Here is a 15,812-nt window from a genome sequence, read left to right as displayed (position 1 = left end):
CGAATGGGGACGAATAAGCCTGTTGTAATTGGAATCGCTGGTGGTTCAGGATCAGGAAAAACAAGTGTAACGAAAGCGATTTTTGACCATTTTAAAGGTCATTCCATTTTAATCTTGGAGCAAGATTATTATTACAAAGATCAAAGCCATTTACCAATGGAAGAACGTTTAAAAACAAATTACGATCATCCTTTAGCGTTTGATAATGATTTGTTAATTGACCATTTGCAGCAGTTGCTTGCATATGAGCAAGTGGAAAAGCCTATATATGACTATACATTGCATACGCGTTCAGAAAAAATTATTCCAGTTGAGCCGAAAGATGTAATTATTTTAGAAGGAATTCTTATTTTAGAAGACCCACGTCTTTGTGAGTTAATGGATATTAAGGTGTTCGTTGATACAGATGCAGACCTTCGTATTTTACGCCGCATGCAGCGCGATATTGAAGAGCGCGGTCGTACAATGGATTCAGTTATCGACCAATACGTAAACGTTGTACGTCCAATGCATAATCAATTTATTGAGCCTTCTAAGAAATTCGCGGATATTATTATCCCTGAAGGTGGACAAAATCATGTTGCAATTGATATTATGGTGACAAAAATTGCAACAATTCTTGAACAAAAAGTAAATTTGTAATAGCATAGTAAAAGATATACGATAGGAAGGGATTTTTTCCCTTCTTATCGAATACAATGAAACATGAAACCTCACCTACCAATAGGTGAGGGCATATTTATATCAACTTTCCATACATACCTTCTTTATATAAGGAAGAATTGGAGAATAAGGGGTTGTATGTGACAACTCCACTAGTGCTACGTGTGCTAGAAACCTCCGCTATATAAGCGGAGGAGTTTTCATATGGAACTCCTCTTTTTTTCGGGGGATTGGTATATAAAAGGAGTGGAAAACATGGCAACAGAAAAAACATACCCTATGACGCAAGAGGGTAAGCAAAAACTAGAGAACGAAGTTGAACAATTAAAAACAGTAAGACGTAAAGAAGTTGTAGAGCGTATTAAGATCGCACGTAGCTTCGGAGATCTTTCAGAGAACTCTGAGTATGATGCAGCGAAAGATGAGCAAGCATTCGTAGAAGGACGTATTACACAACTTGAAAACATGATTCGTAATGCGGTTATCATTGAAGACAATGGTGAAGAGTCTACAGTTGTAACATTAGGTAAAACTGTAACATTTAAAGAGTTACCAGGTGGAGACGAAGAAGCATACATAATCGTAGGTAGCGCAGAAGCCGATCCATTTGAAGGAAGAATTTCTAACGATTCTCCAATCGCAAAAAGCTTATTAGGTAAGCAAATTGGTGAGAAGGTAGCAATCCAAACACCAGGTGGAGAAATGCAAGTAGAGATTATCTCTGTAAAATAACGTAAAAAATCACTCGTGTAAAAACGAGTGATTTTTTATTTGTATAAAAGGTGAAACACCTCGTCTAAACTACAATAGACGAGGTGTTTTTTATGAAAATGAAACGGAGAATTATAATTGTTTTAATTTGTTTTATGGGTGTGATTTTTTTATTACTTTGTCGTTTAATCCAAATACAGATTATAGATACGGAATCATTTACTGACCGAAATATCAATCTGATTGAAAAAAGTGTTACGCAACGAACACAATCACTTACAGTAGATAATGGAAGAGGGCATTTTACAGATCGAAATGGTAAGGAAATTGGTGAAGAGAAATATCCAGTCTTAATTGTTTTTCCATTTTTACAAATAAAAAATGACATGTTAGAGAAAATTGCGCATATCATTGGTGTGTCGAGACAAGAGATAAGACTGCAAATGAAAAATAAGAATCAAGCATTTATATTACGAAGGGAGAATACCCCATTTCAATTGACGCTCGAGCAGATGAAGAAGGTAAATCAATTAGATATTTTAGGTATTGTAGCAGCAGAAGTTCGACTGAAGCAAATGGGAGAGGCAGATCATTTAATTGGTGATGTGGGAGAGAATGAACAGGAATTTCAAAAGCGTTATGGAGAAATGAAAAAAACTTCGAAACAAACGCCAATTGGTATTTCTGGATTGCAACAATCATTTGATGAATTTTTACTGACTGATGGAGAAGCGAAAGTACTATATCAAGTGGATCGACAAGGAGAACCGATTTTTGGGAAGCAGGCGAAATACACTTCGCCAGGAAATCCATTTTATCCAGTTACTATTCAAACAACAATACATAAAACGTTGCAACGACGAGCAGAGAAGAGTATAGATGAAAACGGAATAAAAAAAGGTGGGTTAGTATTACTAGACATAAAGAATAGTGAAGTTGTAGCAATGGTAAGTAGGCCTTCTTTACAGATGAATGATAGGAGGATATATAAAGCTACACTTGAAAATCAAATGTTAACTCCTCATTTTCCGGGGTCTGTTTTTAAAACAGTAGTTGCAGCAGCAGGAATTGATGAGAATTTGGTGCGGTTTAATCGTACATTTAACTGTAATACGGATTTATACGGTGAAAATCTTCCACAAGTTATGATGGGGTCATTAAACTTTAAGGAAAGCTTTGCTAGAAGCTGTAATCGAACGTTTGCCGTATTAGGTGGTGAACTAATGCAAAAGGATAGGGAAGTATTAGAAACGTATTTAGAGGCCTTAGGAGCAAGTGAGAAGGTAGGTTGGAAAGGTTCGGTATTTCATACACCAGAATTTGAGCAATTGCCAGAAGAAAAGAGTGCTATTATTTGGGAAAGCGAAGAAAATAAAGATAGTAGAAAAGCGATTGCTCAAACGATGGTCGGACAAAAAGATGTACGTGTGTCACCTCTAGCTATAGCGAATATGATGGCGACAATTGCTAGAGGTGGAGAGAAGATGGAAGTGAAAGTCGTTAAAAAAATAGCGTATAAAAATGGAACTGACTTTTTTACATTTGAAAATCATAAATTAAATGGGAAACAGCTTTCTTATGAAACGATGAAAAAATTACAACAGTTGTTAAGAGGCGTTGTAACGATGGAGAAAGGAACGGGAACCGCATTCCGTTCGTTGCCACTAACTGTCGCTGGAAAATCTGGGACGGCACAAACAGGAAAAGGAGAGAAGGTGAATCGCTGGTTTGCAGGTTATTTTCCATATGAAAACCCAAGATATGCTTTAGTTGTAGTTGATATAGAAACAGATAACGTAAATGTAGTTACACCAGCTTTTGCAGAAATGGTAGAAGCAATTCATCAATTAGAAATTGAAAAGTAATCTTGCAATTATTTATGAAATGTTTTCATTTCGTGAAAATATTATTGTAAATGTTCAACCTTTCTAGATTTAATGTTACAATAGCAAGTATGAAAAACTGCATGGAGGTTTGAAGAATGGCAGGAGGATCTAGATTCCAACAGAAACAACAAAAACGTCGTCAAAACGGTGTTTTAAATATTGCGATTGCTATTGTATTAGTAGCAGTAGCTATTGTAGCATATCAATTGTTTGTTCCTGACACAAAAGAGCAAGCGTCTTCTAGTGATAATAAAAAAGTAGCTCAGCAAACAACAAAAGAAAATAAAGCTGAGAAAGCAAAAGGTAAAGAAGAGACGAAGAAGAACGAGCAAGAGAAAGAGAAAGCAGAGGCTAAGAAGAAGGAAGAAGAAGAGAAGCTAAAGGCTGAAGAAGAAAAGAAAAAAGCTGAAGAAGAAGCAAAAACTAATGAGAAAATATCAGCTGAAAAAACACAGCCAAAGGCAACAGATGCTTATACGAAACCTTCTTGGAAGCCAGTAGGTACAGAACAAGGTGCAACACCTGCGATGACGTTTCAAAAAGGTACAGCAGATTGGAATGAGATGAATCAGGCGATTTCCGCTGCAATTGATGTTCCGGTAGAGCAATTGGTTATTCATAGAATCGGAAATAACGGTAAGAATAAAGCTTACGGTAACGTGCAAGATAAGCAATCAGGTAAAAAATATTATGTAAATATTGATTGGGTAGACAATGAGGGCTGGAAACCAGTACTCGTTCAAACTCTAAACTAAAAAAGAGAGGCTCTTAGGAGCCTCTCTTTTTTAGTTAGCGTAATTTCTTTAATTTAAAATGAACAACCGCACTATAATAAGGTCTTTTGCTTTCAGGATCCATAATCATTTGGTGAGAAATATGATGAACTTCGAGCATAAGTGCTTTATTATTATCAATTTGTTCGCTAATTTTCTTTTCTAAAGAAACCAAGTTTGCAGCCTCGAAAAATTCTACTTTATCTTCTAACATTTCAAAGGTAAATGACACAAAGATGCCCCCTCTCCTGTGATAATCACCTATAGTGTAACAAAGAAAAGAAGGAAATACTATGTACATTTCAATTGACATTTTTAGAAAGAGGGAATATCATACTGATAAAACCGATAAGAAAAAGGGGAATTTTTATGGGCATAGAATTTAATGGTTTATTTGATGAATGGGCTCATACGTACGACTCATTTGTACAAGGCGAAGATATACAATATAAAGAAGTTTTTGCCCATTATGAGGACATTTTAGAGGATGTAGTTAACAAGTCATTTGGCAACGTATTAGAATTTGGTGTTGGTACTGGCAATTTAACAAATAAATTATTACTTGCTGGCCGCACAGTTTACGGTATAGAACCGTCACGTGAAATGCGTACTATCGCAAAAGAGAAATTACCAAAAGAGTTTTCAATTACAGAGGGTGATTTTCTTTCATTTGAAGTTCCAAATTCAATTGATACAATTGTGAGCACCTATGCATTTCATCATTTAACAGATGATGAAAAAGACGTAGCAATTGCGAAGTATAGTCAATTGCTAAACAAAGGTGGTAAAATAGTGTTTGCTGATACGATATTTGCAGATCAAGATGCATATGATAAAACTGTTGAGACAGCAAAACAAAGAGGTTTTCATCAGTTAGCAAACGATTTGCAAACAGAATACTATACACGTATTCCGATCATGCAATCTATTTTTGAAAACAATGGCTTCCACGTAACGTTTACGAGATTAAATCATTTCGTTTGGGTAATGGAGGCAACTAAGCAATAGAAAGAGGGATTAGATTGAGAATTGCTGTAATTGGAGCAATGGAAGAAGAAGTACGTATTTTACGTGACAAATTAGAACAAGCAGAAACAGAAACTGTTGCAGGTTGTGAATTTACGAAAGGGCTATTGGCAGGACATGAAGTAATCTTGCTAAAGTCTGGTATTGGTAAAGTAAATGCAGCTATGTCAACGACAATTTTATTAGAAAAATATAAACCTGAAAAAGTAATCAACACTGGTTCAGCTGGTGGATTCCATCATTCTTTAAATGTTGGAGATGTAGTTATTTCAACAGAAGTTCGTCACCATGACGTAGATGTAACAGTATTTAACTACGAATATGGTCAAGTGCCAGGAATGCCACCTGGATTTAAAGCTGATGAGGCATTAGTTGCATTAGCTGAGAAATGTATGCAGGCAGAAGAAAATATTCAAGTTGTAAAAGGAATGATTGCAACAGGTGATTCATTTATGAATGATCCGAACCGCGTTGCAGCAATTCGTGATAAATTTGAAGACCTTTATGCAGTAGAAATGGAAGCAGCAGCTGTTGCGCAAGTATGCCACCAATATGAAGTTCCGTTTGTTATTATTCGTGCACTTTCTGATATTGCAGGTAAAGAATCAAATGTTTCATTTGATCAATTTTTAGATCAAGCAGCTCTTCATTCTACAAACTTTATCGTAAAAGTATTAGAAGAGTTAAAGTAATGTAACAAAAAGGCAACTGTCTCATATAAAGAAAATACATACAGTTGCCTTTTCTTTATTGGCAAATAAGGGGGAGAACACGATGAATGTATATCGTGGAGTTCATGAGTTGATTGGTCATACACCAATCGTAGAAATTACTCGTTTTTCACTTCCGGAAGGAGTCCGTTTATTTGCAAAGCTTGAATTTTACAACCCAGGCGGAAGCGTTAAGGATCGTTTAGGAAGAGAATTAATCGAAGATGCGTTAGAAAAAGGGCTTGTTGCAGAGGGCGGAACAATTATTGAACCGACGGCTGGAAATACAGGTATTGGACTGGCACTTGCAGCGTTAGAACATGATTTACGCGTCATTGTTTGTGTACCAGAGAAATTTAGTGTTGAAAAACAAGAATTAATGAAAGCGCTAGGTGCAACAGTCGTGCATACCCCGACTGAGCAAGGAATGACCGGCGCAATTGCAAAGGCAAAAGAATTAGTAAAGGAAATACCAAATTCATACTCTCCAAGTCAGTTTGCTAATGAAGCAAACCCTCGTGCTTATTTCAAAACACTAGGTCCTGAACTTTGGGATGCGCTGAATGGAGAGATTAATATATTTGTTGCAGGGGCAGGAACTGGCGGTACGTTTATGGGAACTGCGTCTTATTTAAAAGAAAGAAATATTGATATTAAAACGGTTATTGTAGAACCAGAAGGATCTATTTTAAATGGCGGTAAAGCTGGTTCACATGAAACAGAAGGTATTGGTCTTGAATTCATTCCACCATTTTTAAAAACATCTTATTTTGATGAAATTCATACGATTTCTGATCGAAATGCATTTTTACGTGTAAAAGAATTGGCGCAAAAGGAAGGCCTTCTCGTTGGAAGCTCTTCAGGAGCGGCATTTCATGCAAGCTTACTTGAGGCAGAAAACGCAGCACCAGGTACAAATATTGTAACGATTTTTCCTGATAGTAGTGAGCGCTATTTAAGTAAAGACATATACAAAGGATGGGAATAAAAAATGAGAGCAAAGACAAAGTTAATTCATGGTATTCGCATAGGAGAACCTTCAACTGGATCTGTAAACGTGCCGATATATCAAACGAGTACGTACAAACAAGAAGCAGTTGGTAAGCATCAAGGATATGAATATTCACGAACAGGTAATCCAACTCGTTCAGCTTTAGAAGAAATGATTGCAGTGTTAGAAAATGGTCATGCTGGATTTGCATTTGGTTCAGGGATGGCAGCTATTACAGCAACTATTATGCTATTCTCAAAAGGAAATCACGTCATTTTAACAGATGATGTTTATGGCGGTACGTATCGCGTTATTACAAAAGTACTAAACCGTTTCGGCATTGAGCATACATTTGTAGATACAACAAACCTAGAGGAAGTTGTAGAAGCAATTCGCCCAAATACGAAAGCGATTTATGTGGAAACACCAACGAATCCATTACTGAAAATTACTGATATTAAGAAAATATCCGCTCTTGCTAAAGAGAACGATTTATTAACAATTATTGATAACACATTCATGACGCCATATTGGCAGTCGCCAATTTCTTTAGGAGCAGACATTGTACTTCATAGTGCAACGAAATATTTAGGTGGGCATAGTGATGTAGTTGCAGGCCTAGTAGCTGTAAATAGCCCGCAACTAGCAGAAGACCTTCATTTCGTACAAAACTCAACAGGAGGTATTCTTGGACCACAAGACAGCTTCTTACTACTTCGTGGTTTAAAAACATTAGGAATTCGTATGGAGGAGCATGAAATAAATTCACGCGCAATTGCTGAGTTTTTAAATAACCATCCGAAAGTAAATAAAGTATATTATCCAGGTCTTGAATCACATCAAAATCATGAATTAGCAAAAGAACAGGCGAACGGATTTGGTGCAATCATCTCATTCGATGTAGATAGTGAAGAAACATTAAATAGAGTACTTGAGAAGTTACAGTACTTTACACTTGCTGAAAGCTTAGGAGCAGTAGAAAGTTTAATTTCCATTCCATCACAAATGACACATGCATCAATCCCAGCAGATCGCCGTAAAGAATTAGGAATTACAGATACATTAATTCGAATCTCTGTTGGTATTGAAGATGGAGAAGATTTAATTGAAGATTTGGCACAAGCACTAGCATAGTAAAAATGCACTGCTAATATAGAGCAGTGCATTTTTATTATATTAATTTGTGAAATATTTCACAAATTAGACATACACAAATGAAATGATTTCATGTATATTGAATTCATGAAATATTATTCACGAACAAACTTGTGAAATATTTCACAAGCGATGGGATTCATGTAGGAAGGTAACTCTATTTTTTTACGCTAATCGGGACTTTTTATGACCTATAGGGACTTGTGAGGTCCAAGATAGCAGAATAGGAGGAAATTTACATGGTAGTCAAAGAGAAAGTTGTAAATGAAATGCAAGAGGTAAAAGAGATGATTGATACGTTAGTAGATAACGGTCAAAAAGCTTTACAAGCATTAGAAAGTTTTACACAAGAGCAAATTGACAACATTGTTCATGAAATGGCGCTTGCGGGTGTCGATCAACATATGCCGCTTGCGAAGTTGGCTGTTGAAGAAACGGGCCGTGGCGTATATGAAGATAAATGCATTAAAAATATTTTTGCCACTGAATATATTTGGCATAGTATAAAGAAAGATAAAACGGTAGGAATTATTCATGAAGATCCTCATGAAGAAATAATAGAAATCGCAGAACCTGTCGGTGTAGTAGCTGGGGTAACGCCAGTAACGAACCCAACATCGACAACAATGTTTAAAGCATTAATCGCGATAAAAACGAGAAATCCAATTATTTTCGCATTTCATCCTTCTGCACAAAACTGTTCCGTTGCAGCGGCAAAAACAGTATATGATGCAGCAGTGAAAGCTGGTGCACCAAAGCATTGTATTCAATGGATTGAAAGACCTTCTGTGGAAGCAACGAAACAATTAATGAACCATGATGGTGTCGCACTCGTTCTAGCAACTGGAGGGGCTGGTATGGTGAAATCGGCTTATTCTACTGGTAAACCCGCGCTAGGTGTAGGGCCAGGCAATGTACCATGTTATATAGAGAAATCGGCACATGTAAAACGTGCTGTTAATGATTTGATTTTATCGAAAACATTTGATAACGGTATGATTTGTGCGTCAGAACAAGCCATCATTGTAGATAAGGAAATCTATAATGATGTTAAAGCAGAAATGATTGCAAATAATTGTTATTTTGTAACAGAGGAAGAGAGAAAGAAATTAGAAAAGCTTGTTATTAATGAAAATACATGTGCAGTAAATAGTGATATTGTTGGGAAATCAGCACAGTATATTGCTGAATTAGTAGGAATTACTGTACCTGAACATACAAAAATGCTTGCAGCTGAAATTAAAGGCATCGGAGCAGCGTATCCACTATCTCGTGAGAAACTGAGCCCAGTGTTAGCTTGTGTAAAAGCAAATTCATTAGAAGAAGGATTTACATATTGCGAAGAAATGTTAGAGCTTGGTGGCCTAGGGCATTCAGCGGTTATCCATTCTACAAATAAAGAAGTACAAAAACAATTTGGGTTACGTATGAAAGCCTGCCGTCTCATTGTAAATGCACCTTCATCACAAGGTGGAATTGGTGATATATATAATGGATTTATTCCATCACTTACGCTTGGTTGTGGCTCCTACGGGAAAAACTCAGTTTCCCAAAACGTAACGGCGACTCATTTATTAAATATAAAAAGGTTGGCAAATAGAAAAAAGAATATGCAGTGGTTCAAATTACCACCCAAAATTTATTTTGAAAAACATGCGACAGCATATTTAGCAAACATGCCTAACATTTCCCGCGCATTTATTGTAACGGATCCAGGGATGGTTGAGCACGGTTATGTAGATACAGTTACGCACTATTTACGTAAGCATGCAAATGATGTGAAAGTTGAAGTTTTCTTTGAAGTTGAGCCAGATCCATCAGATGAAACTGTATTTAAAGGTGCGGACATGATGAAAAGCTTTAAACCAGATGTAATTATCGCGCTTGGTGGCGGTTCAGCTATGGATGCAGCAAAAGGGATGTGGCTATTCTATGAGCACCCAGAAACGACATTCTATGGAATAAAACAGAAGTTTTTAGATATAAGAAAACGTACATGTAAGTATCCGAACTTGGGAAATAAAGCACAATTTGTTGCCATTCCAACAACATCAGGGACGGGATCAGAAGTGACGCCATTTGCGGTTATTACAGATAAGAAAAATAATATTAAATACCCGCTTGCGGATTATGAATTAACACCAGATGTAGCGATTGTTGATCCGCAATTTGTAATGACAGTACCACCTCATGTGACGGCAGATACTGGTATGGACGTATTAACACATGCAATTGAAGCGTATGTGTCTGTTCTGGCAAATGACTATACTGATGGTTTAGCATTAAAAGCAATTGATCTCGTATTTAAATATTTACCGAGAGCATATAAAAATGGAAATGATGAAGAAGCACGAGAAAAAATGCATAATGCTTCCGCAATCGCAGGGATGGCATTTGCAAATGCTTTCCTAGGTATTAATCATAGTTTAGCGCATAAAATTGGACCGGAATTCCATATTCCGCATGGACGTGCGAATGCAATTCTTATGCCGCACGTAGTTCGCTATAATGCTATTAAGCCAAGAAAACACGCATTGTTCCCAAAATATGAGCACTTTGTGGCTGATGAACGCTATGCACATATTGCGAGAATGCTAGGGCTTCCAGCAAGCTCAACAGCGGAAGGTGTGGAATCACTCGTCCAAGCAATTATTGAGCTTGGAAAAAGCTTAAATATAAATATGAGTATTGCAGGACAAGGAGTTGCTAAAGACCAATTTGAAGGGGTTGTTGGATTATTAGCAGAAAGAGCTTTTGAAGATCAATGTACAACAGCTAATCCAAAATTACCGCTCATTTCAGAGCTGAAAGAAATCTATATGGAAGCATATAAAGGCGTATAATAGATAAAAAAGAGCCGCGAGTAAGCGGCTCTTTTTTACTTTGGAAAACATCTCCCAGATTGGTTCTATTTACTTGTCTTTAAGCTTGATAGAATGTGATAAAGTGAGGATGGGAGTGATAAGCAGATGAAAGAATTACAAGAAAAAATAGCAGATTATACCCGGTTTGCACAAGTACTTTTAGCTATAAGTACATTTTTAATGATCGGTTTATTAATTCCAAGTGGAATAAAAAGTATGGTACAGTCTTTTGTTATGATGGGGAGTATTATTGTATTTTTAGTTCTTGCTTTTTTCTTCTTTAAGCGTGTTAGAACGATGCGTGATCAATTAGAGGAGAGCGAATATGAAGAAAATTGTTAAATAGGGCGCTACGAAAAGAAGAAATCTTTTTGTAGCGTTTTTTCATTTTTGTAGAAAATGTATGCGTTTCATATTGACAATGATAATCCTTATCAATTAAAGTAGAATAGTAGTTAATGATTATTATTATCAATTAGAGGTGAAAGAATGAACAAATCTATTACGCTGTTCACAGCGATCTTATCTATTTTTTTCTTATTAATAGGTTGCAGTGCAAAAGAAAACGAAAAAGCATCCGCAACAAAAACAGACAAAGGAACAGACAAAATCGAAATTACCGATCTCTCAGACAGAAAGATAACATTCAATAAAGTTCCTGAAAGTTTTGCTACGTTGAGTATGGGAGACATGGATATTATTCATGCTTTAGGTGGAAAAATAGTAGGTCGTCCTGATACAAAATTAACTCTCCCAGAGGAATTAAAGAAAGCACAAGTAATCGGGAATGCACATCAACCGAATTTTGAGCAAATTGCTAGTTTAAAACCGGATGTACTTGTTGCTAACAATGGATTCCAAAAGAACATTCCAACGGTCGAAGGACAAGGAACAAAAGTAATCATTTCTTCAGCCAACTCTGTAAAAGATATTCAAAAGGGTATTGAAATGTATGGAACAGTAATGAAGAAAGAAGATAAAGCAAAAGAGCTTAACCAAAAAATTAATGATCAAATGAAGAAATATGAGAAAAAGAGTGATGTTAAAGCGTTGCTAGTTTATGGAGCACCAGGCACTTATTTAGCAGCATTACCAACATCTCTATCAGGGGATATTTTAGAAAAAACAGGCGGGAAAAATATCGCAGCTAGTTTTCCAGAAATGAAAGAGTATCCGCAATATGCACAGCTAAGTGTAGAACGTATTATTGAAGCAAATCCAGATGTGATTTATTTAATTACACATGGAGATCCCAATAGTGTGAAAAAAGCATTTGAAGGCGAAATGATGAAAAATGAAGCATGGAAAAATTTAGATGCAGTAAAACAAAATCGTGTAGTTATTTTACCACCAGATTTATTTGGATCAAATCCTGGGACAAAAGTTACAGAAGCGATGGACTTTATGTATAAAAGTATACAAGATGTAAGGAAATGATAAGTATGGAGAGTAGTGAAATAGTAAGAGAAAAGGAACATCCTTTTGCGAGAAAAAGGTGGATAATAACAGTTACTTTAGTCGTATTAACTGTTCTAGGTCTTTTTTATGGCCTTTTTGCAGGGAGCTTATCTTTTTCTTTACGAGACATTATAGAAGGTATACAAGATGAAGGTTCGACAGTTCATCGAATTGTATGGGATCTTCGTATACCGAGAGTGCTCGTTGGTTTTATAGTAGGAACGTGTTTAGCTGCATCAGGAGCATTATTGCAAGGGGTTATGAGAAATCCTCTTGCAGATCCTGGAATTATCGGAGTTTCATCAGGAGCAGGTCTTGTAGCAATTATAATCATGATTTTATTTCCTCAACATATGGCATTCTTACCACTAGGAGCGTTTTTAGGAGCTTTTATTACAGCAATGGTCATTTACGCACTATCATGGCAAAAGGGGGCGCCACCTTCACGAATTGTATTAGTAGGTGTTTCAATAAACGCCTTAATTGGTGCAGCGACTTCAGCGCTAATGTTATTACATAGCGACAAAGTACAATCAGTTTTACCGTGGTTAGCTGGTGGTATTGGTGGTGTTAGTTGGGCACATTTAAATATGATTATTTACTATGCGATATTCGCTATTATATTAGCTTTCTTCGGTATTAAACATATTCGAGTATTAATGCTTGGGGATGAAATGGCAAAATTATTAGGATATAACGTGGAAAGAAGTCGGTTTTATTTAATAGTAGTAAGTACAATGTTAGCTGGAATAGCAGTTAGTGTTTCTGGTCTTATTGGATTTGTCGGTCTTGTTGTACCGCATATGTTACGTTTATTAGTTGGAAATGACTATAAATATTTACTGCCATTATCATGCCTTGGCGGTGGGATATTACTTGTTTTTGCGGATGCGATAGCTCGAAGTTGGTTCGATCCAATCGAATTGCCTGTTGGTATTTTATTGTCCTTCTTAGGTGGTCCGTTCTTCTTATATTTAATCCATAGAGGAGGAAAACAACGTGATTTCCGTTAACAAAGTGTTTTACGCACATTCTGAAAGATTTCAAATGCAAAATATGAATGTACATATTAAAGCTGGAGAAATCGTTAGTTTAATCGGTCCGAATGGATCGGGGAAATCTACTTTGCTTCGTTTAATAGCACGGCTACTTAAACAAAGCGAAGGAGACATCATTTTAGATGGGGAAAATATTTATACGATGAAGAGTGCAGATGTAGCGAAGCAATTAGCGATGTTACCACAAATGCACGATCATCAATTAGATTTAACAGTGAAAGAACTAATAGAGTTCGGAAGAGGTCCTCATAAATCATGGAGTAGTCGCTTAAATAAAGAAGATGAAGAAATTGTTGATTGGGCATTGTCTGTTACAAAGCTTGAAGGGTATGAATATCGTCTTTTACAATCCTTATCAGGAGGAGAAAGGCAACGTGCTTGGATTGCAATGACGCTTGCACAACGCACAAATGTCTTACTATTAGATGAACCAACAACCTTTTTAGATATCGTCCATCAGTTAGAAGTAATGGAACTTGTTAAACGATTAAACGAAGAGTTTGGTATGACGATTGTAATGGTTTTACATGATATTAATCAAGCGGCTCAATATAGCGATCGTTTACTCGTATTAAAACAAGGGAAGATTCAGTATGATGGCGTACCAGAAGAAGTACTATGTCATCAAATGTTTCAGCGTGTATTTGGAATTGAAGTTGATATATTCCAAGGGAGTGACAAGCCATTTTTTACACCGAAACGAATTTGTGAAAAGGGAGAAGAGAGATGCAAACAGACGAGCGTATTACCACTGAGTTAGTAAGGGAATTTGTTATGGCAGCTCACGGAGATCTAGAAAGAGTACAGGAGCTTTTGGCCGAATCACCGAGCTTACTTCATGCTTCTTATAATTGGGGTGGCTCAGATTGGGAAAGTGCCTTAGGAGCAGCGGCCCATGTAGGCCGTAAAGATATTGCTCTTTATTTACTGGAAAAGGGAGCTCGGATGGATATTTTTGCAGCAGCTATGCTGGGTGAACTTGAAGTCGTACAAGCCATTTTAGTAGCACAACCAGAAGCATTACGTGCATCTGGCCCACATGGCATCTCTCTTCTTCAACATGCACGAATGGGTGGAGAAAAAGCTCAGCGTGTATTTGAGTACTTAACAGTGCTTTCTTAATGACCGCAAAGTTCTTATGTGCGGTAAACTTTCCACTCAAAGGATTGGAAGGTTTACCGCCCGTTAGAACGGGATAAGTATCTAGTATATTTGAAAATCCTACACCCCCTCAATTGTAGTTTTCTTTATACTAGTTATGATATGGATGCAGTAGACACTCTTTTGTCTACTGCTTTTTTTTGATATAATACACTTTTATAAGATTGAATTTTCTTTCTTTTTGGTAACTTTCTTGATATGAATTATTCAACACTTACGTAGTTTGAAATATGTTGTTATGTAATGAGGTTCAAAATGATGGGAGTGAATAAAAGAGTGTTCCATACAGATCGCTTACAATTTCGCAAATATACAATGGATGATTTACCATTTTATGCTTCTTTATGGGGGGATGAGAAGGTAATGCGCTATATTGGAAATGGAACGTTAAAAACATTTATGCAATGTAAAAAAAGTTTGGAGGAGAGGGTACTTCCAAATTATAAAAATGGTCTCGGTTTATTTGTAATGATTGAAAAGGAAACTGGGATAAGAATTGGTCATGCAGGACTTGTCAAGCAGAAGGTAGATGGAAAAGAGGAAATTGAGATTGGCTATTGGCTACTTCCTAAGTATTGGGGGAAAGGGTATGCGAAAGAGGCTGCGGCGGCATTTCGAGACTATGGTTTTCAAGCATTACAAATGAATAAATTAATTTCACTTATTAATCCGAACCACCCAGCTTCAATATTTGTTGCTAGAAAAACAGGGCTTAGTTATGAGAAAACAACTTCATTTCATGAGATGGATGTTCTCGTTTATTCCATTAAGCGGGTTGGATGAAAAAAGGTGAATTGCATTTTTTGGAGAATGTTATATAAAAAATAAAGGGAGGGATTACATGTATATTTATCATAATGGACTAATTATTCGTGAAGGAACGAATGGAGTGCCAGCATATGCGATTAAGACATTATTTGAAGATGCTGGCTGGAGTAATGATAATATCCCTTCTTGGCAAATTGAAAAGTTTACGATTGCATTTGAAAATTCAACATGGGCTTTCACAATTTGGGATGAAGAAGAAATGGTCGCGATGGTTAGAGTTATTTCTGATCAAATCATGGTTGCTAACATAGTAAACTTAGTTGTGAAGTGTGAGTATAGGGGGAAAGGGTTAGGTAAGAAACTTGTAGCTCTTTGTTTACAAAAGCTTCCGCATGGCGATTGGTTTGCGCATACGTCCGCTAACAATTTTGATTTTTATAGAAGTTGTGATTTTGAAGTAAGAGAGTTATCAAGAAATGGAACATGTGCGTACTATGGGTATCAAGTGGCAAAAAAGGAAGGGCATCGATAACTTATAAGGTAATAAAGAAAAAGGATTGCTATTTTAATAATATAAACTGAACTGAG

At 36.5% G+C, this 15,812-nt stretch carries 17 protein-coding genes; 16 read left to right on the top strand and 1 reads right to left on the bottom strand.

Features of this window, described 5'->3' with window-relative positions; genetic code table 11:
- Positions 1 to 3: 3 nt before the first annotated feature.
- The 4 genes from udk to MKY70_RS22835 all read left to right on the top strand — a co-directional run bounded on the left by udk (position 4) and on the right by MKY70_RS22835 (position 4,015).
- Complete coding sequence (gene udk, locus MKY70_RS22850; protein ID WP_002015274.1) at positions 4 to 642, top strand: uridine kinase; 639 nt, start codon at positions 4 to 6, stop codon at positions 640 to 642.
- 276 nt (positions 643 to 918) lie between these two features.
- Positions 919 to 1,395: a transcription elongation factor GreA gene (gene greA / locus MKY70_RS22845; protein ID WP_105584419.1), complete on the top strand. Its 477-nt coding sequence runs from the start codon at positions 919 to 921 to the stop codon at positions 1,393 to 1,395.
- Between the two features lie 92 nt (positions 1,396 to 1,487).
- Positions 1,488 to 3,239, top strand: coding sequence for a peptidoglycan D,D-transpeptidase FtsI family protein (locus MKY70_RS22840; RefSeq protein ID WP_341025750.1), 1,752 nt, complete (start codon positions 1,488 to 1,490; stop codon positions 3,237 to 3,239).
- 116 nt (positions 3,240 to 3,355) lie between these two features.
- Entirely contained in the window at positions 3,356 to 4,015 is a 660-nt protein-coding gene (locus MKY70_RS22835) for a YrrS family protein (RefSeq protein ID WP_012261740.1), read from the top strand.
- A 34-nt stretch (positions 4,016 to 4,049) separates the two neighbouring features.
- On the opposite strand, the gene MKY70_RS22830 is transcribed toward MKY70_RS22835, so the two are convergent.
- The gene (locus MKY70_RS22830) at positions 4,050 to 4,265 is read right to left on the bottom strand and encodes a YrzA family protein (RefSeq protein ID WP_113734182.1); all 216 of its coding nucleotides are present in this window, start codon (positions 4,263 to 4,265) and stop codon (positions 4,050 to 4,052) included.
- Positions 4,266 to 4,402: 137 nt separating this feature from the next.
- On the opposite strand from MKY70_RS22830, the gene MKY70_RS22825 reads away from it, so the two are divergent.
- The 12 genes from MKY70_RS22825 to MKY70_RS22770 all read left to right on the top strand — a co-directional run bounded on the left by MKY70_RS22825 (position 4,403) and on the right by MKY70_RS22770 (position 15,756).
- A complete protein-coding gene (locus MKY70_RS22825; RefSeq protein ID WP_113734183.1) occupies positions 4,403 to 5,041 on the top strand; it encodes a class I SAM-dependent DNA methyltransferase in 639 nt (212 codons plus the stop codon).
- Between the two features lie 14 nt (positions 5,042 to 5,055).
- Complete coding sequence (mtnN, locus tag MKY70_RS22820) at positions 5,056 to 5,751, top strand: 5'-methylthioadenosine/S-adenosylhomocysteine nucleosidase (RefSeq protein ID WP_113734184.1); 696 nt, start codon at positions 5,056 to 5,058, stop codon at positions 5,749 to 5,751.
- 82 nt (positions 5,752 to 5,833) lie between these two features.
- Positions 5,834 to 6,757 carry an O-acetylserine dependent cystathionine beta-synthase gene (locus MKY70_RS22815; protein WP_113734185.1) on the top strand — a complete coding sequence of 308 codons (924 nt, stop codon included), beginning with the start codon at positions 5,834 to 5,836 and terminating at the stop codon, positions 6,755 to 6,757.
- A 3-nt stretch (positions 6,758 to 6,760) separates the two neighbouring features.
- On the top strand, positions 6,761 to 7,894 hold the full coding sequence (locus MKY70_RS22810; protein ID WP_341025745.1) for a bifunctional cystathionine gamma-lyase/homocysteine desulfhydrase: 1,134 nt from the start codon (positions 6,761 to 6,763) through the stop codon (positions 7,892 to 7,894).
- A 260-nt stretch (positions 7,895 to 8,154) separates the two neighbouring features.
- Positions 8,155 to 10,758, top strand: a complete 2,604-nt coding sequence (adhE, locus tag MKY70_RS22805) for a bifunctional acetaldehyde-CoA/alcohol dehydrogenase (RefSeq protein ID WP_002190733.1) — start codon at positions 8,155 to 8,157, stop codon at positions 10,756 to 10,758.
- Positions 10,759 to 10,884: 126 nt separating this feature from the next.
- Complete coding sequence (locus MKY70_RS22800) at positions 10,885 to 11,121, top strand: YrhC family protein (protein WP_002034123.1); 237 nt, start codon at positions 10,885 to 10,887, stop codon at positions 11,119 to 11,121.
- Positions 11,122 to 11,268: 147 nt separating this feature from the next.
- Complete coding sequence (locus MKY70_RS22795) at positions 11,269 to 12,216, top strand: ABC transporter substrate-binding protein (protein ID WP_002015260.1); 948 nt, start codon at positions 11,269 to 11,271, stop codon at positions 12,214 to 12,216.
- A gap of 5 nt (positions 12,217 to 12,221) precedes the next feature.
- Positions 12,222 to 13,250 carry a FecCD family ABC transporter permease gene (locus MKY70_RS22790; RefSeq protein WP_002015259.1) on the top strand — a complete coding sequence of 343 codons (1,029 nt, stop codon included), beginning with the start codon at positions 12,222 to 12,224 and terminating at the stop codon, positions 13,248 to 13,250.
- Positions 13,237 to 14,055 (top strand): ABC transporter ATP-binding protein, encoded by an 819-nt coding sequence (locus tag MKY70_RS22785; RefSeq protein WP_002129193.1) that lies wholly within the window; start codon positions 13,237 to 13,239, stop codon positions 14,053 to 14,055. Before MKY70_RS22790 ends, MKY70_RS22785 begins: the two co-directional genes overlap by 14 nt.
- Complete coding sequence (locus MKY70_RS22780) at positions 14,022 to 14,417, top strand: ankyrin repeat domain-containing protein (protein WP_002129192.1); 396 nt, start codon at positions 14,022 to 14,024, stop codon at positions 14,415 to 14,417. Before MKY70_RS22785 ends, MKY70_RS22780 begins: the two co-directional genes overlap by 34 nt.
- A gap of 294 nt (positions 14,418 to 14,711) precedes the next feature.
- Positions 14,712 to 15,239 (top strand): GNAT family N-acetyltransferase, encoded by a 528-nt coding sequence (locus MKY70_RS22775; RefSeq protein WP_002015253.1) that lies wholly within the window; start codon positions 14,712 to 14,714, stop codon positions 15,237 to 15,239.
- 58 nt (positions 15,240 to 15,297) lie between these two features.
- Positions 15,298 to 15,756 (top strand): GNAT family N-acetyltransferase, encoded by a 459-nt coding sequence (locus MKY70_RS22770; RefSeq protein WP_002015252.1) that lies wholly within the window; start codon positions 15,298 to 15,300, stop codon positions 15,754 to 15,756.
- Positions 15,757 to 15,812 lie beyond the last annotated feature (56 nt).

It is taken from the genome of Bacillus sp. FSL R9-9492, assembly GCF_038007365.1.
Taxonomy (GTDB): Bacteria; Bacillota; Bacilli; order Bacillales; family Bacillaceae_G; genus Bacillus_A; species Bacillus_A mycoides.
This window is presented reverse-complemented; position numbering and strand designations above follow the sequence as displayed.